Origin of the sequence: Microbacterium sp. APC 3901 (assembly GCF_030407765.1) — a bacterium.
Classification (GTDB): Bacteria; Actinomycetota; Actinomycetes; order Actinomycetales; family Microbacteriaceae; genus Microbacterium.
Genome location: NZ_JASDCU010000007.1, coordinates 13,118 through 30,238, shown reverse-complemented (window position 1 = coordinate 30,238; position 17,121 = coordinate 13,118). Strand labels below are relative to the sequence as shown.

The following is a 17,121-nucleotide window of genomic DNA, read 5'->3' as shown; positions in this document are numbered from 1 at the left end:
CTCGGACTCGTGCAGTACGGAGAGTCCGCCGTGCGCACGATCGTGACGGTCGACGCGCAGTAGCAGTCACAGACGTCGCCCCGCGCTCTCCGGAGCGCGGGGCGACGTCTGTGACGACGTCAGATCCTGCGACCGCGGGGCATGAGCCGCACGTCGGGCAGGGGAGGCGCGGGGATGCGCACGTCGTGTCCCTCGACGACGCCGAAGCGATCGGATGCCGCCTCCCACTCGGTGCGCGCCTCGACGATCTCGTCGTGGTCGCGGCCCGCGAAGTTCCACCACATGACGATCTCGTCGGCGAAGGGTTCGCCTCCGATGAGGAAGAGCAGGGCGCCCTGCACGCTCGACACCTCGACGGCGTCCCTCGAGTCACCGAGGTAGAGCATGTCGTTCCGTGCGAGGTCGTGCGTCGCGACGATCGCATCGCCCTCGACGAGCAACAGGGCGTGCTCCCACTCCGGGCGCAGCGGCAGTCGGATGCCGGTGCCGGCGGGAACCACGATCTCGGCGCCGACGATGGGGGTGTGCACGGTGGCCGGCGAGGTGACGCCGGCGAACTCTCCGAGCACGACGGTGGCCGTGGCCACGGTGCCTTCGGCGGCCTGAAGCGCGACCTGGGGAAGATCGGTGTGGCGCTCGAAGCCGCCCGGTCCCCGCCGTGCGCCGTCGGGCAGGACGACCCAGAGTTGCAGGGCATCGAGGGGGATGGGCTCGTCGCCGATCGAGTACTCGGAGTGGGAGATGCCGTTGCCTGCGGTCATCAGGTTGAGCTGCCCGCGTCGCAGGTCGACGTCGCTCCCGAGCGAGTCGCGGTGACGGATCTCGCCGACGAGCGGCCAGGTCACGGTCTGCAGTCCGATGTGCGGGTGCGGCTCGACGCGCATGCGGGTGTCGGCGGGGCCGAACCGGTCGAGGAAGCACCAGGCGCCGATCGTCGGCAGATTGCGGTGCGGAAGCACGCGCAGCACGTTCATGCCACGCACGCCGCCGAGGGGGACCTCGCGCGGTTCGAGGACGATGCGGCGCTCGCCGATCATCACGCCTCCGTCTGAGCGGTCCCGGGACGCTTCGGCCAGCGGATCTCCGCGCCGGCGATCTCGTGCGTCGTCAGGTACTTCGCGATGTACGGGCACAGCGGCACGATCGCGTCGCCGGATGCGGCGGCGTCCGTGAGCGCCTTCTCGGCGAGGATGCCGGCGAGACCCTGCCCCTGGAACGCGGGATCGATCTCGGTGTGGATGAAGCGGATCGCGCCGGGGCGCAGCTCGAACTCGGCGTAGCCGGCGAGCGTGTCATCCGAGCGGATCTCGTAGCGGGATTCCGCGTCGTCGCGGGTGACGGTGATGTCGGTCATCGGAAGCTCCTTCGGGCGTCTGCGTCAAACCTACGCCCGCTGAGTTGTGGAGGGGCGGGCCGAGGTCGGCGGGGGTCGTTACGCTGGAGGGATGCCCCAGACTCCCCGTGACCCTTATGAAGGATGGGTCCCTGAGCCTGTCGACGGGTCAGACGAGCCCTGGGGTGGCGAGTGGGAACCCTCCGAGCCGCCCGAGCCGATGGACTGGGAGCCGCAGGGTGCCGGGTTCGAGCCTCCGCTGGACTGGGGGCCCGGCCCTGTGACGCCTGTGACGACCGAGGCGGGGCGGCCGGCGTCTCGCCCGACGGGGTCCTCCGCGGCATCCGCACCCACGGTGAGGCGCGCCGCACCCAGCCGTTATCCGTCGGCAGCCGCGGCGCTGCACACGGTGTTCGGCTACGACGAGTTCCGCGGCGACCAGGCCGCGATCGTCGATCAGGTCATCGCCGGTGGCGACGCGGTCGTGCTCATGCCGACGGGCGGCGGAAAGAGCGTCACCTATCAGGTGCCCGCTCTCGTGCGCGAGGGCACGGGGCTCGTGATCAGCCCGCTCATCGCTCTCATGCACGATCAGGTCGACGCCCTTCGGGCCAACGGCGTCAACGCCGCCTATCTCAACTCGACGCAGGCGATCGACGAACGGCGAGAGGTCGAGCGGGCGTATGTCGCCGGCGAGCTCGACCTCATCTACGTCGCCCCGGAGCGGCTGTCGTCGCCGCAGACGACGGCACTGCTGCAGCGGGGCACTCTCAGCGTGATCGCGATCGATGAGGCGCACTGCGTGTCGCAATGGGGGCATGACTTCCGTCCCGACTACCTCGCGCTCGGCGACCTGGGCGAGCGCTTCCCGGGTGTTCCGCGCATGGCGCTGACGGCCACCGCCACTCGCGCGACGCACAAGGAGCTCACCGAGCGACTGCGGCTCGACTCGGCCCAGCATTACGTCGCCAGCTTCGACCGCCCCAACATCCAGTACCGGATCGTGCCCAAGGTCGATCCACGCAAGCAGCTGGTCTCCTTCATCCGTGCGCAGCCAGAAGGATCGGTGGGCATCGTCTACGCCCTGAGCCGCAAGTCGGTCGAGCAGACGGCGACCTATCTCGCCGCGCAGGGATTCGACGCGCTGCCGTACCACGCGGGTCTGCCCTCCGAGGTGCGAGCGAAGAACCAGTCGCGGTTCCTGCGCGAAGACGGTGTGGTCATGGTCGCGACGATCGCGTTCGGCATGGGCATCGACAAGCCCGACGTGCGTTTCGTGGCCCACATCGACCTGCCGAAGTCCGTCGAGGGCTACTACCAGGAGACCGGTCGAGCGGGCCGCGACGGCGAGCCGTCGATCGCCTGGATGGCCTACGGTCTGGGTGACGTGGTGCAGCAGCGTCGCATGATCGATCAGAGCCCCGGTGATCGTACGTTCAAGATGCGCCTGGGGCAGCACCTCGACGCGATGCTCGCGCTGTGCGAGACGGTCGAATGCCGTCGACAGAACCTGCTCGGCTACTTCGGCCAGGAATCACAGCCCTGCGGCAACTGCGACACCTGTCTCGAGAACCCCGAGACGTTCGACGGGCTGGTGCCCGCGCAGAAGCTCCTCTCGACGATCGTGCGCCTCAAGCGCGAGCGCAATCAGTCGTTCGGCGCCGGGCATCTGATCGACATCCTGCGCGGGGCCTCGACCGAGCGCATGCGACAGCAGGGCCACGAGAAGCTGGCGACGTACGGCATCGGCGCGGATCTGTCGGATCAGGACTGGCGCAGCGTCGTCCGCCAGCTGCTCGCGCGAGGCATCATCGTGGCGCAGGGCGACTACGGCACGCTCGCCCCCGGCCAGCAGGCGGTCGGAGTCCTCAATGGCGAGACACCCGTTCCGCTGCGCAAAGACACGATCGGACGACCGGCGTCCAGTCCTCGGGCGCGCAAGGCGAGTGCGGCGGATGCTCTCGATGCCGGCGACCGTCCGCTGTTCGAGGCGCTGCGTGCGTGGCGTGCCGAGACCGCGCGCGAGCAGGGGGTTCCCGCCTACATCGTCTTCGGCGATGCCACCCTGCGCGCGCTCGCCGAGCACCGGCCGGCCTCGCTGGCCGGCCTCGACGGCATCACCGGCATCGGTGCGAAGAAGCGCGACGCCTACGGCGAGGGCGTGCTCGCGGTGATCGCCGCGGGCTGACCCTCGACGACCCGTCGCTCAGCGCAGGGGGAGCACGTCATCGAGGTGTGCCGTCAGGTGCGCGGCGATGTCGACCGCGTCACGGTCGTACAGCCATTGGTACTGCAAGCCGTCCCACAGCGCGACGAGCCAAATCGCCTCGTGCTCGGGGTCGCGGTGCTCAGGCAGGTCCCCGTCGATCCTGGCGAGTCGGAACAGTTCCGTGAAGTAGTCGACGGCCTGCGAGAACCGGGTGGTGAAGTAGTCGTGTGCGGGATGGGCGCCAGGCACCGCCTCGCACGACAGCACGGCGTACACCTTGATCAGCCCCGGTTCGTCGAGAGCGCTCACGCGCGCACCGTGAGGGACGCTCCGCAGCGCCTCGGCCGCCCGTTCGACGCGCACGGCCTGGTTGCGCATCCGGATCGCGCCATCGCGCTCGGCGAGCACAGCGCTCAGCAGCAGCTCCTTCGACGAGTAGTGGTGCAGCAGTGTGGACTTCGAGACGCCGACCGCCTGAGCGATGTCGCGCAGGCTCGTGTCGCCGTAGCCGTCGCGGGCGAAGAGCCGGGTGGCGTCGGCGAGGATCTGCGCCCGGCGGCGGCGGCCCACTTCGTATCCCTCGACGTCGTCGCCGGGCGCATCGGTGCCGAAGACCGGAGGCAGGGGGCCGGCAGGGGTCGGTGATGCGAGTGGCTGGTCGGGATCCCGCCAGCCGTGCGGCAGCGCCCACAGCGACTCGCGTTCCTCGAGCATCTGCACGACGTCGACGCGGTCGGGAAGATACTGCGAGATCAGCTGCAGTCCGTCCCACCCGGCCATGTGGCGAGTGGTCTCGTCGGCCACGCATCGTTCCGAGTCGATCGTGCCGTGCAGAGCCGCATCGGCCAGCACCTCGGAGCTCAGCTCGCGCAGTCGCGCGTAGCGCTCGCGCATCCGCTCGTGCGCAGGGTGGCCAGGGGCGGATGCTTCACCGGTCAGTGCCGCGAAGAGCTCGAGGTAGCCGGGGGTGCGGGCGTTTCGCCGGGCGACGTCGGCGAAGATCAGCTCGCCCGAGTCCGATGCGGTCGCGATGAGGTCGAAGGCCTTCTCGTTCTCCTCTTCGAATCCGGCGACGACTTCGGCGAGCAGGTCGTCCTTCGAGGCGAAATGGCCGAGGAGCCCGGGGTGGCTCACGGATGCCGCGGAGGCGATGTCGCGCAGGGACGTCGAACGGTAGCCGTTCGAGACGAACAGCTCGCGGGCGGCATCCACGATCCGCTGACGCGTGGCTGCGGCGCGCGCCTGACGCGAACCCGTCGTCATCGCTGTCGTCATCGCTCCCCCTTCCCCCTCATTCTCTCTCATTACCAGTCGGTAGACATTCACTTACCAAACGGTCGAGATTCGTGTATCGTCTTCCTCACGTCAGGTCGCAGATGATCGACGAACCTTGCCCGAAAGGATCCCCCCGTGACAGAGCTGTCATCGGCCGCCACCGCGGCTGCCGTCGGTACCACCGGCTTCAAAGTCCCCGGCACCACACCGCTGAAGACGCCCCGTGGGTACGCCCCCGGACTCGCCGCCGTGAACTTCGGCGTCTACCTGGCGCTTCTCACACCCGTGATGGTGTCGATGGCTTTCAAGATCCAGCGTCTCGACCCGGTGAACACCGAGGGCAGCCTCGGTCTCGTCATGGGTGTCGGTGCCGCGTTCGCCCTCATCGCGAACCCGCTGGTCGGGCGGCTCTCCGACCGCACGACGTCGAAGTGGGGCATGCGTCGCCCCTGGATCCTGGGCGGCGCGATCGTCGGCCTCGGCGGATTCGCGATCATCGGAACCGCGACCTCGGTGCTGGTCGTGCTGCTGGCCTGGTGCCTCGTGCAGGCATCGATGAATGCGGTGCTCGCCGCAGCCAATGCCACGCTGCCCGATCAGGTCCCGGTCTCGAGCCGAGGCAAGGTCTCGGGCATCGTCGGCATCACGACGCCCATCGGCATCCTCGCCGGCAGCTTCATCGTGAACTTCCTGCCGGGCGACTTCGAGCGGTTCTTCGTGCCCGGCGCGATCGCCCTGGTGCTGGTCATCATCTTCGTGCTCACGCTGAAGGACCGTCGTCTCACCGAGAAGCCGGCCACCCGCTTCACGGTCGGCACGTTCTTCGGCTCTTTCGTCTTCAACCCCCGCAAGCACCCGGACTTCGGATGGACCTGGCTCACCAAGTTCTTCGTGATGTTCGGGTACGCGGGCATCGCCACGTTCCTCCCCCTGTATCTCGTCAACAGGTTCGAGCTCGATGAGCAGGGAGCGGTCGGCACGATCCTCCTCGCGAACCTCGCGTCGATGGCTGCCATGGCCATCTCCGCTCCGCTGGGAGGGTTCCTGTCGGACAGGATCGGCAAGCGTCGTCCGTTCGTCGCGATCGCCGGAGTGATCATGGTCGTCGGCCTGGTGATCCTGGCCCTGGCTCCCTCGATCCCAGTGGTCATCGTCGCGCAGGCCATCATCGGGCTGGGGGCGGGCTCGTTCCTGTCGGTCGACCTCGCGCTCGCCACCGAGGTGCTGCCGAACCCCGACGATGTGGCCAAGGACCTCGGCGTGCTGAACATCGCCAACGCGCTGCCGCAGTCGATCGCCCCCGCGATCGCGCCGAGCATCATCGCGCTCGGCGCCGCGACTCCGCTCGGCGGCTACACCACCTGGTACCTGTTCGGGGCGCTCGTCGCGCTCGCGGGTGCCGTTCTCGTCTACCGCATCAAGGGAGTCAAGTGACCATGACCGACACAGATGTGATCACCGCGCGCCCATGGCTCGACACGAGCCTGACGATCGATGAGCGAGTGCAGCTGCTGCTCGACGAGATGACGATCGTCGAGAAGGCGGGTCTCTTCTTCCACACGATGATCGCGATCGGCGACCTCGACGAGGCGAATCCGATCTTCGGCACCCCGAGCGCGCGCGAGTTCGTCGAGGTCAAGAACATGACGCACTTCAATCTGCTGGGCGCCGCGCCCACCGGGAGAGAGATCGCGGCGTGGCAGAACGAGCTGCAGCGGCTCGCCGCCTCGACCCGGCTCGGCATCCCGGTCACCCTGTCGACCGACCCGCGGCACTCGTTCAGTGAGAACCCCGGTGCGTCGATCCTCGCGGGGCCGTTCTCGCAGTGGCCCGAGACTCTCGGCCTCGCAGCCACCCGCGACCCTGAGCTGGTGCAGAGATTCGCTGATATCGCCCGCCAGGAATATACGGCTGTCGGCTTGCGTGTCGCCCTGCATCCGCAGGTCGATCTCGCCACCGAGCCGCGCTGGGCGCGGCAGACCGCGACCTTCGGGGAGGATCCTGAGCTGACGGGCATTCTCGGGGCGGCATATATCCGCGGATTCCAGGGAGAGTCCTTCGGCCCCGGATCCGTCTCGACCATGACGAAGCACTTCCCCGGAGGCGGGCCTCAGCTCGACGGGGAGGATCCGCACTTCCCCTACGGACGCGAGCAGGTCTACCCGGGCGGTGAGTTCGAGCTGCACCTCAAGCCGTTCGAAGACGCGCTCGCCGCGGGCACCCGCCAGATGATGCCGTACTACGGCATGCCCGTCGGCACCGAGTACGAGGAGGTCGGCTTCGGCTTCAACAGGTCGGTCATCACCGGGCTGCTGCGTGAGCGCTTCGGGTTCGACGGCCTCGTCTGCACCGATTGGGGCTTGATCAACGACGCCGAGATCTTCGGACAGCCGTTCCCCGCTCGTGCGTGGGGTGTCGAGCACCTGACTCCGCGCGAGCGCATGCGCAGAGTGCTGGATGCCGGCGTCGATCAGTTCGGAGGAGAGGACTGCCCCGGGCTGCTGCTGGAGCTCATCGCAGACGGGTCAGTCTCGGAGGACAGGCTCGACATCTCCGCTCGACGGATCCTGCGCGAGAAGTTCGAGCTCGGGCTCTTCGAGAACCCGTTCGTCGACGAGGATGCGGCTGACGAGATCGTCGGACGCGCCGAGTTCCGCGCCGCCGGAGAGGCGGCCCAACGAGCCTCCGTCACGGTTCTGACGAACGACGGCGCGCTGCCGTTCGCCACCGGGCTCAAGCTCTACGTCGAGGGGATCGACGCCGAGATCGCATCGGCCTACGGCGAGGTCGTCGCGACGCCGGCCGAGGCCGATCTCGCGGTCATCCGTCTGCAGGCGCCGTTCGAGCAGCGTGACACCACGTTCGAGAACTTCTTCCATGCGGGCTCGCTCGAGTTCTCCGATGGGGTGCTCGACCATGTGCGCGCGATCTCGCGGACCGTTCCGACCGTGGTCGACGTGCTCGCGGATCGACCGCCGATCCTCCAGCCCATCACGGATGCGGCGGCTGCCGTCACGGTCAACTGGGGCGCCTCGGGAGCCGCACTGCTCGACGTGCTGAGCGGCGTCGCGAGTGCGCAGGGCCGACTGCCGTTCGACCTGCCGCGGTCGATGGCCGCGGTCGTCGCTTCCCGCCCGGACGTGCCTTTCGACACGGCCGATCCGCACTTCCGATTCGGTCACGGGCTCACGCTGTAGACCTCGCCGAATCCTCTGAGACCGCCCCGCAGGCATCGACCTGCGGGGCGGTCTTCGTCGTTCTGAAGCTTCCTGCGGACGGGTGCGGCCGAGGTGGCCTTTCGTTCAGGGAAACAGGACGTCTGGAATCAACCTGCCGAGCGGTTGCGAAGATATGCGACGAAACGTCTCGCTGTATGACCTTTTGCGCATGAAGTCTTGACGTTAACTGGATTTGACATTCGATATCTCGCAATACTGTCTGGACATGCGCTCGGTCGGGTTCACGCTGAACCATCCGGTCCCGGCTTCGGCCACCCCGGGCACGGGCTAGGCCGGTGCTGAGCGACCTCGTCACGACATGGGGTCCGATGGTCGTCGCCGCGACCTGGGGGTCGATCATCCTGCAGGTGGCGTTCCCGCTCATGCTGCTCACGAGGCCGACGCGTCTCATCGGTCTCCTGGGCATCCTCTCCTTCCCCATCGGCATCGGCGTGCTGATGGGGCTGCCCTGGTTCTCGCTCACGATGATCGCGATCGACTCGATCTTCATCCGCGATCGGACCTGGGCGCGTCTGAGCTCCGGCACGAGACGGCGTTGGGATCAGGCGCAGACCGCCCCGCCCCGGCCCGCAGGCGTGGAGGTCTGAGGTCCCTCTCGCGCGGACTGTGGTCTGACGACAATCCGTCGGGGACTTGTACCCGCAGGTAGTTGGAGGATGCATACACAGCAGTTCACTCCTGGTTGTGGCAGACCTACCATGGACATATCCCCACTTCCCTCTGAGAGGAACGCTCATGGTCGACGCCGCCGTCCGTCCGAAGACGACTCGCCCCCACGCAGATAGCGCAGACGCGAACCTGAGGTTCGATGTCGCCCGGGTCACCGACCTGCTGATGGGCACCTGGGCCGACACCCGCCGCGAGGCGCGCGAGCTGATCAAGGACTCGGCGTTCTGGCGCGACGACGAGCTCGGCAAAGACGAGCACCGCGAGCGCGTGCTCAGCCAGCTGCACCTGCTCGTCGAGAACAAGGCCGTGCACCGAGCGTTCCCGAAGTCGCTGGGTGGCGAAGACAACAACGGCGGGAACATCGCCGGCTTCGAGGAGCTGGTCGTCGCCGACCCGAGCCTGCAGATCAAGTCGGGCGTGCAGTGGGGCCTGTTCGGTTCCGCGATCCTTCAGCTGGGAACGACCGAGCACCACGAGAAGTGGCTGCCCGGTGTCATGGACCTCTCGATCCCCGGTGCCTTCGCGATGACCGAGATCGGGCACGGCTCTGATGTCGCCGCTGTCGGGACGACCGCGACGTACGACCCGAGCACCGAGGAGTTCGTGATCAACACGCCGTTCCGTGGCGCGACCAAGGAGTACCTCGGCAATGCCGCCCTGCACGGAGTCGCCGCGACGGTGTTCGCGCAGTTGATCACGAACGGCGTCAACCACGGCGTGCACTGCTTCTACGTGCCGCTGCGCGGAGAGGACGGAGTCGACCTGCCCGGTATCGGACGCGAGGACGACGGACTCAAGGGTGGGCTCAACGGCATCGACAACGGCCGTCTGAGCTTCGACCACATCCGCATCCCTCGCACGAACCTGCTCAACAAGTACGGTGACGTCGCTGCCGATGGCACCTACTCGAGCGCGATCGACAGCCCCGGCCGTCGCTTCTTCACGATGCTCGGCACTCTGGTGCAGGGCCGGGTCTCGCTCGACGGTGCGGCTTCGTGGGCCTCGGCTCTCGGTCTGAAGATCGCGATCACCTATGCCACGCAGCGCCGTCAGTTCGACGGGGCCGACGGGCAGGAGGTCGTGCTGATGGATTACGGCAAGCACCAGCGCCGCCTGCTGCCTCGCCTGGCCACGACCTATGCGCAGATCTTCGCGCACGACGAGTTCCTGCAGAAGTTCGACGGGGTGTTCTCGGGTCGCACCGACACCCCCGATGACCGCGAAGATCTCGAGACGCTCGCAGCAGCCCTCAAGCCGCTGTCGACCTGGCACGCGCTCGACACGCTGCAGGAGGCGCGCGAGGCCTGCGGCGGTGCCGGCTTCATGTTCGAGAACCGCCTCGTGGGCCTTCGAGCCGACCTCGATATCTACGTCACGTTCGAGGGTGACAACAACGTTCTGCTCCAGCTCGTCGGCAAGCGGCTGCTGACCGACTACGCCAAGCAGTTCACAGGCAAGGATGCCGCGGCCCTCGCCAAGTTCGCCGTCGGGATGACTGCCGGCAAGCTGTTCCACGGCGCCGGACTGCGTCAGTTCGGCCAGTCGGTCGTCGACCTCGGTCAGGTCTCGCGTTCGGTCGAGAACGGCCTGCGCGAGGAGCAGCAGCACATGCTGCTCGCCGAGCGCGTGCAGCAGATGGTCGCCGACATCGCCGGTCGTCTGCGCCCCGCGGGTAAAGACAAGGTGCTCGGCGCGAAGCTGTTCAACGAGAACCAGGCCGAGCTGATCGAGGCGGCCCGCGCTCATGCTGAGCTGCTGCAGTGGGAGGCGTTCACGGACGCCGTCCACCGCGTCGAGGACGCCGACACGAAGAAGGTGCTCACCTGGCTGCGTGATCTCTTCGGACTGCAGCTCATCGAGAAGCACCTTGCCTGGCACCTCATCAACGGGCGTCTCTCGACGCAGCGCGCCGCCGCAGTCTCTCGCTACATCGACCGCCTGTGCGGCCGGCTTCGTCCGTACGCGCTCGACCTGGTCGACGCCTTCGGGTACGAGCCCGAGCACGTGCGTGCGCCGATCGCCTCCGGTGCAGAGCGAAAGCGCCAGGATGAGGCCCGCGAGTACTACGCCGCGCTCGCAGCATCCGGCGATGCCCCGGTGTTGGAGAAGACGCTGAAGAAGAACGCGAAGCGCTGATGCGGCGTTCGCAGATCATCTGACACGGGCCGGGATCATGTGATCCCGGCCTGTGTCACGTGATCGCGTCTGTGTCACGGGATCCCGGCCTGTCTGTTGTGCTCCGGGCCCGTCTGTTGTGCTCGGGGCTGCGGAGTCGTGCGGTCAGGTGCCACAGGGGAAGGCGCGGGTAGTGTCGATCTGTCCTGCCCGAACCGACTGAGGAGTCCCAGATGACCCGTGTCACTGCCTACGCCGCACCCAGCGAAGCCGCACCGCTCGAGAAGACCGTCATCGAGCGTCGCGAACTCGGCCCGAACGACATCCTGATCGATATCGCATTCGCGGGAATCTGCCACTCCGACATCCACACCGTGCGCGGTGACTGGGGTCCGCAGAGCTACCCGCTCGCGCCGGGCCACGAGATCGCCGGCACCGTCGCCGCCGTCGGGGCAGACGTCACGAAGCACTCCGTGGGCGATCGTGTCGGCGTCGGATGCCTTGTGAACTCGTGCGGAGAATGTCGCAACTGCCAGCGCGGCGACGAGCAGTTCTGCTCCAACGGCGCGATCTTCACTTATGGCAGCGAGGATCGTGACGGCACCATCACTCAGGGGGGATACTCCGAGCAGGTCGTCGTGACCGAGTCCTTCGCCGTGCGCATCCCCGACTCCCTCGGGCTCGACGTCGCAGCGCCTCTTCTCTGTGCGGGGATCACCACATACTCCCCGCTGCGGCACTGGAACGTCGGTCCTGGCACGCGAGTGGCCGTCGTCGGGCTCGGCGGACTCGGACACATGGGCGTGCAGATCGCCCATGCGCTCGGCGCCGAGGTGACCGTGCTGTCGCAGACCCTCAGCAAGAAGGACGACGGGCTTCGCCTCGGAGCAGACCACTACTACGCGACGAGCGACCCCGAGACCTTCCGCTCGCTGCGCGGATCATTCGACGTGATTCTCAACACGGTGAGCGCCGTCGTCGACCTTCGCGCCTACCTCGGTCTGCTCGATGTGGGCGGCTCGATGGTCTGCGTCGGCGCCCCCGCAGAACCGCTCTCGGTCAACGTCTCTTCGTTGATCGGCGGACGGCGATCGCTCGCCGGGTCGAACATCGGCGGCATTCAGGAGACGCAGGAGATGCTCGACTTCTGCGCCGAGCACGGCATCGCTTCCGAGATCGAGGTGATCGACGCGGCGCAGATCAACGAGGCGTACGAGCGCGTGCTCGCGTCTGATGTGCGCTACCGCTTCGTGATCGACGCCGCCACCTTCGCGGACTGACGATCGAGAGAGGAGCTCCCGGGGTACGCCCTGGGAGCTCCTCTGTTGTGCGGGCTCGTTTTCGCTGAGATCCACCTCGCTGGGGATCGTCCATGCCCGTGGCCGTCCGTTCTCTCCGCTGAAGTCCTCTCCTCCCGTCCCTGGTGTCCGCTGCTCCCGCTCCTCGTCTGGGCACTCACCATCAGTTCGTTGCGTTGTGTGATCCAGCCTGAGGTGCGACGAGTGTGCGCTGTATCGGGAGATTGGAATATGGCGTTGATCTGCGGTAAATGGGGGTGATTCTGGAGCGTGAATGTCGGTGGTCCTCGGTTGACTGGGGGTATGAACAGCACCACGGAGCTTCTGGATCGGGTCATCGCTGACCTTGATGCGGTGCTGTCCGATGATGCGCTGGCGGGGTTGTCGGATGCAGAACGGGTCGCGGTGTTGCAGGGTGCCGGCGCGGCGTTTCGGCGGGCGGAGGCCGTGATCGTGGAGACGGTTGCGACGGGCGAGATGGGTGGGTTCCCGCATGCGGCGGGGTGTCGGGGTGAGAACGAGTTGTTGCAGCGGACGCTGCTCGTCGATGCGCGGGGTGCGGCCCGGGTTGACAGGGTGGTCGATCTGGTGCGGCGGCCGTTGAGTCTGGCGGGGGAGAGGATGCCGGCGCGGTGGTCGGAGATGCGGCTGGCGCTGCTGGACGGGGTGGTCGGTGTCGCGGGGTTTCTGGCGGCGACGGGCCCGATCGAGCGGGTGTGGGATCGGCTCAGCGTCGATCAGCGGTTGGCGGCGGATGTCGCGTTGGCGGGGTGTGCCCGTGGGCACGGACTCGATGCGGGGCCTGACGATGACGCGGATGCTGACGAGGATGCGGCGGGTCCGTCGCCGACGGTGCAGGACTTGAAGAGCCTGGCGGAGGATCTCGCGTCGATGTTCGATCCGGATGGTGAGGAGCCGAAGGATGAGGATGCGCGGCGTCGCCGGGGGATCACGATCGGTCGTTTGAAGGACGGCATGCACGCGATCCGCGGCTACCTGACCCCCGACGCGGCTGCCCAGCTGCAGCTCATCATGGATGCGATGCTGAACCCCAAGGGCGACGGGCCGCCCATGCCGGGGGTGTTCTTCGCGCCGAGCGCCGATGCCGACGCCGATTCTCCTGATACCGACTTTTCGCACGCTGGCGCTGACGCTGACGCTGCGGCGGATCCGGAGGAGAGCGATCCGTTCAACTCCGACCCGCGGTGTGTGCTCGATGACCGCACGGCGGCGCAGAAGCGCCACGACGCGCTGGCCGCGGCTCTCGGGATCGCTGCCCGACACAAGGACATGCCGACGTTGGGCGGTGCGTCACCGGTCGTCGTCGTGACGGTCGACGCGAAAGACCTCGTTAACCATGGCACTGCTAACCACACCACTCACCCCACCGGCGCCACGGGCGCTGCGTTCGGAGGTGCCGCGTTCGGACACGCTGGCTCCGGAGCGGGCGGCAATGGTGGGTGGGCGACGATCCCCGGGTCCGGTGCGCACGTGCCCGTCTCGGTCGCGGCGCATGTCGCGTGCTCGGGAGCGATCCAACGCGTCCTCATGGACGAGGGCCGCATCGTCGGGATCGCGACCACCGATCGGATCTTCACCGTGCATCAGCGGCGGGCGATCATCGCCCGCGACAAGGAATGCCTGATCCCCGGATGCCACGTCCCCGCGTCGTGGTGCGAGATCCACCACGTCACCGAACACGCACGGGGCGGCCCGACCCACACGGACAACGGTGTGCCGCTGTGCTGGTGGCACCACCGATCCCTCGGCACGTCGGGGTGGGAGATCCGGATGAATGACGGCCTCCCGCAGGTGCGTGGACCGGCGTGGTGGGACCCCGCACAGCGATGGCGCACACCACGACTCAGCCTCCGGCAGACTGCACCACTCGCCCGAACCGGATAGGTCCGCAGAGCGAAGATGATCTGGCGCGCAGCACGACGAATCAGACCGAACTGCGACCCGCTCTGCGGATGTGAAAACGGACACGCCGCCGTGCGCACCCGCGCGAGCAGCGGATGGTCAGTCCGTCGGATCCGGCTCGCGGTAGAACTCGAGGAAGTTGCTGCGCGTAGCAGCATGCAGGTCATGGATGAGGTCTCCGGCGCGCTCGCCATCGCGTGCCTCAGCCGCTGCGGTTATCCCGCGGATGAACTCGAGCGCGCGCTGCGGTGTGATGACGTTCTCGTTCGGCAGGAGGAACCGCACGAGCTGCAGCGACAGCGTCTCTGCCTTCGCGCGAAGCACCGAGTTCGTGGCGGCGCGCACGACAACGAGGAAGTAACTGCGGATCGACCGCCCCAGGGCTGCGGCATCGGCCGTGTCCACCGCATCCTCGACGTGAGCCAGTTCCCGACGAAGATCGGCGACATGCTCGTCGGTGAGATGGGCGGTGGTGGTGCGGGCCAGATGCTCGTGGATCACGCCGATCACGAACAGGCTCTCGCTGATCGCCGCCACATTGATCGGGGCCACGCGCGTGTGGCGGTGCGGCACGAGCTCGACCACATCCTCCTCGGCGAGCCGATTGAGCGCCTCGCGGATCGGCGTTCTCGACGACCCGAGCCAGGTCATGAGCTCCTCATCATGAAGCACCTCGCCCGGCTCCAGCGTGCCGTCGAGGATCGCCCCGAGAATCGTGTCATACACCTCGTCGCGCAGCAGCCTTCGCGGCTGAGGGGAGTTCTTCGTCGGCATCACGGGACCTCGCTCTCGAGCCCGGCAGCGTCCGAGAGTTCGGCTGCGTCTGCGGCCCGGTTCGACTCCGCTCCGTCGCGCGCCATCACGCTTGCGACTCCCGCAGTGAAGTACGCCCGCGCGGCATTCGCGGCGGCCTCCGCATCTCCGGATGCGCTTGCAGCGGCGAGGCTGTCGAGTGCCGCCGAGGTGTCGGTCGCATCGAGAGCACCCGGTCTGGCGGTGATCATCCGCGTGACGTGCGGCACGGACTTCTCACGGATGCGCTGGACGAGGGTGTTGCGGTAGCGATCGACGAACACGCTCATCAGCGCATCGACGATGCGTGCCCGTTCGAGCGCGTTCGTGGTGCGGCTCACCTTCGCGTGCAGTTCGCTGATCCGTGTCCGATCCGCGTCCGTGAGGAGGGGAACGGCTTCTCGCACCGTCGCGGAATACACGACTCCGAGCATCTCCATCTCCTCGGCGAACCTCGTTGAATCGAGAGGTGCGATGCGGGTGCCGCGCTGGGGCAGCACCTCGATCAGGCCCATGCCGGCCAAGCGGTTCACCGCCTCCCTGATCGGCGTACGCGAGGCGCCCAGCCAGGTCTCGAGCTGCTTGTCGGAGATCGGCTCTCCTGCTGCCAAGTCGCCCGCGACGATGGCATCCAGAAGCGCGTCGAAGATCTGATCGCGCAGCAGCTTCCGAGGCATTCGCGCCGGCGTCGTGGGCACAGGCATGACTCAATGCTAGCCGGAATCTTGGGTATCTGATATTTCACGCAGTCACACTCAAATATCAGGTGATTTGTGTTTACGGCTTACTTATGTCATCCTCTAATCATCCAATATGTTAGTTGATGAGAGAGATATGACCATGCCCACGGGTTCCCTCGAGGAGCAACTGCGGCCGCAGCTGCTCAGTGGCCTCGCGTTCGAGCGACTGCTCGAGGAGATAGTGAGCGGGCGTCTTCCTCCGGGGCAGCGACTGCGCCTCGATCTTCTCGCTCACGCGTGGTCGGTCTCCCGTACCCCGGTGCGCGAGGCACTGCAGAGACTCGTCGACATGCGATTCGTAGAGGTGTCGCCGAACGCAGGGACTCGCGTCGCGGAATGGTCCACGGTCGACATGATCGAGCGTGCTCATGTCATCGGTCGCCTGATCGTCGAGAAGACCTGCTCCGGTCCGTCACCGCGGGCGCACCTGCAGGATCCGCTGGTCGCCGAGGACGCCTGCGAACTTCTCAGCTACCTCGAGCTCTCCGAACAGCTCATCTCCCGGGAACTCGGCCGCCTCGGCACGCGCATCGTTCACGACCACATCGACCCGCTCCGGCTGTTCGTCGATCCGCAGACCGCCATCCGTCACGGCGTGGACTTCGCAGCGGATCGCGCGTCTCGCCGCAACCTCCTCTCGGCGGCCTTCGACGCCATCGAGCGACAGGATCCTCTCGCAGCCCGCGAAGCGCTCGACGCCTTCTCGGCATCGTTCATCGACGCGCTCGGATCCGGAACCGCGCAGGCCGTCGCCTAGTCGCCACCTGCATCGGCACGACTCGTGCATCGGCACCACTCGTGCATCGGCACCAGTCGTGCATCGGCACCAGTCGTGCATCGGCACCGCACGCGCACCGGCACCGCACCGGCACCGCTGACGCCACCGATGTCCGTGGCGACGGCTAGCGTGGGCATATGACGTCACTGATCGCCGGCCCCGACCGACGCGAGCGATGCGGCTGGGTCGGCGACGACGCGCAGTACCGCCGGTATCACGACGAAGAGTGGGGCACGCCCCTGCACGGCGACAGGGCTCTGTTCGAGAAGATGGCGCTCGAGGGTTTCCAGGCGGGCCTCTCGTGGATCACCATCCTCCGCAAGCGTCCCCGCTTTCGCGAGGTCTTCGAAGGGTTCGCCCCCGATCTGGTCTCCGAGTTCGACGAAACAGACGTGGAGCGGCTGATGGCGGATGCGGGGATCATCCGCAACCGGGCGAAGATCGAGGCCACGATCGGCAACGCCCGCATCGTGCGCTCGATGGCCGAGGGTGAGCTCGATGAGCTGATGTGGTCGTTCGCGCCGGCGCCCGGCATCCGCCCGGCGTCCTTCGCAGACGTTCCGGCGGTGACGCCGGAGTCGACGGCGATGAGCAAGGAGCTGCGTCGTCGAGGCTTCAGATTCGTCGGCCCGACCACGATGTACGCCCTGATGCAGTCGGCGGGCATGGTCGACGATCACGTGGTCGGGTGCTGGCGAGCCTGAGCCGCGGGGCCGGCGGAGCGCGCCTTCGAGATCATCCATGCCCTCG

The 17,121-nt window shown here is 67.4% G+C and carries 13 protein-coding genes and 1 pseudogene; 9 read left to right on the top strand and 5 right to left on the bottom strand.

The annotated features are described in order from the left end of the window. Window positions 1-119: 119 nt before the first annotated feature. Both QMA07_RS07835 and QMA07_RS07830 read right to left on the bottom strand, forming a co-directional pair. Window positions 120-1,037, bottom strand: a complete 918-nt coding sequence (locus QMA07_RS07835; protein WP_290160999.1) for a pirin family protein — start codon at window positions 1,035-1,037, stop codon at window positions 120-122. Next, window positions 1,037-1,354, bottom strand: coding sequence for a GNAT family N-acetyltransferase (locus tag QMA07_RS07830; protein ID WP_290160998.1), 318 nt, complete (start codon window positions 1,352-1,354; stop codon window positions 1,037-1,039). Before QMA07_RS07830 ends, QMA07_RS07835 begins: the two co-directional genes overlap by 1 nt. Window positions 1,355-1,445: 91 nt before the next feature. Here QMA07_RS07830 and recQ point away from each other — a divergent pair, with 91 nt between their 5' ends. Further along, window positions 1,446-3,521 carry a DNA helicase RecQ gene (recQ, locus tag QMA07_RS07825; RefSeq protein ID WP_290160996.1) on the top strand — a complete coding sequence of 692 codons (2,076 nt, stop codon included), beginning with the start codon at window positions 1,446-1,448 and terminating at the stop codon, window positions 3,519-3,521. Between the two features lie 18 nt (window positions 3,522-3,539). Here the strand turns inward: recQ and QMA07_RS07820 are convergent, their stop codons facing one another. Next, a complete protein-coding gene (locus QMA07_RS07820; protein ID WP_290160994.1) occupies window positions 3,540-4,817 on the bottom strand; it encodes a TetR/AcrR family transcriptional regulator in 1,278 nt (425 codons plus the stop codon). Between the two features lie 135 nt (window positions 4,818-4,952). Here QMA07_RS07820 and QMA07_RS07815 point away from each other — a divergent pair, with 135 nt between their 5' ends. From QMA07_RS07815 to QMA07_RS07790, 6 genes and pseudogenes are all read left to right on the top strand, one after another. Continuing rightward, the gene (locus QMA07_RS07815) at window positions 4,953-6,251 is read left to right on the top strand and encodes an MFS transporter (protein WP_290160993.1); all 1,299 of its coding nucleotides are present in this window, start codon (window positions 4,953-4,955) and stop codon (window positions 6,249-6,251) included. 2 nt (window positions 6,252-6,253) lie between these two features. Then, window positions 6,254-8,014 (top strand): glycoside hydrolase family 3 N-terminal domain-containing protein, encoded by a 1,761-nt coding sequence (locus QMA07_RS07810; protein WP_290160992.1) that lies wholly within the window; start codon window positions 6,254-6,256, stop codon window positions 8,012-8,014. Window positions 8,015-8,328: 314 nt separating this feature from the next. Beyond that, window positions 8,329-8,643 (top strand): annotated as a pseudogene (locus tag QMA07_RS07805) (HTTM domain-containing protein); the annotation flags it as partial. Window positions 8,644-8,791: 148 nt separating this feature from the next. Next, entirely contained in the window at window positions 8,792-10,861 is a 2,070-nt protein-coding gene (locus QMA07_RS07800) for an acyl-CoA dehydrogenase (RefSeq protein ID WP_290160991.1), read from the top strand. 212 nt (window positions 10,862-11,073) lie between these two features. Beyond that, on the top strand, window positions 11,074-12,120 hold the full coding sequence (locus QMA07_RS07795; protein WP_290160990.1) for an NAD(P)-dependent alcohol dehydrogenase: 1,047 nt from the start codon (window positions 11,074-11,076) through the stop codon (window positions 12,118-12,120). Window positions 12,121-12,441: 321 nt separating this feature from the next. Beyond that, a complete protein-coding gene (locus QMA07_RS07790) occupies window positions 12,442-14,043 on the top strand; it encodes an HNH endonuclease signature motif containing protein (protein ID WP_290160989.1) in 1,602 nt (533 codons plus the stop codon). 117 nt (window positions 14,044-14,160) lie between these two features. On the opposite strand, the gene QMA07_RS07785 is transcribed toward QMA07_RS07790, so the two are convergent. Then, window positions 14,161-14,835, bottom strand: coding sequence for a GntR family transcriptional regulator (locus QMA07_RS07785; RefSeq protein WP_290160988.1), 675 nt, complete (start codon window positions 14,833-14,835; stop codon window positions 14,161-14,163). Next, on the bottom strand, window positions 14,835-15,557 hold the full coding sequence (locus QMA07_RS07780; protein WP_290160987.1) for a GntR family transcriptional regulator: 723 nt from the start codon (window positions 15,555-15,557) through the stop codon (window positions 14,835-14,837). Before QMA07_RS07780 ends, QMA07_RS07785 begins: the two co-directional genes overlap by 1 nt. A 130-nt stretch (window positions 15,558-15,687) precedes the next feature. Between QMA07_RS07780 and QMA07_RS07775 the strand changes: the two genes are divergently transcribed. Next, window positions 15,688-16,350, top strand: a complete 663-nt coding sequence (locus QMA07_RS07775) for a GntR family transcriptional regulator (RefSeq protein ID WP_290160986.1) — start codon at window positions 15,688-15,690, stop codon at window positions 16,348-16,350. Window positions 16,351-16,508: 158 nt separating this feature from the next. Next, window positions 16,509-17,075 carry a DNA-3-methyladenine glycosylase I gene (locus QMA07_RS07770; protein ID WP_290160985.1) on the top strand — a complete coding sequence of 189 codons (567 nt, stop codon included), beginning with the start codon at window positions 16,509-16,511 and terminating at the stop codon, window positions 17,073-17,075. The last annotated feature ends 46 nt before the right edge of the window (window positions 17,076-17,121 follow it).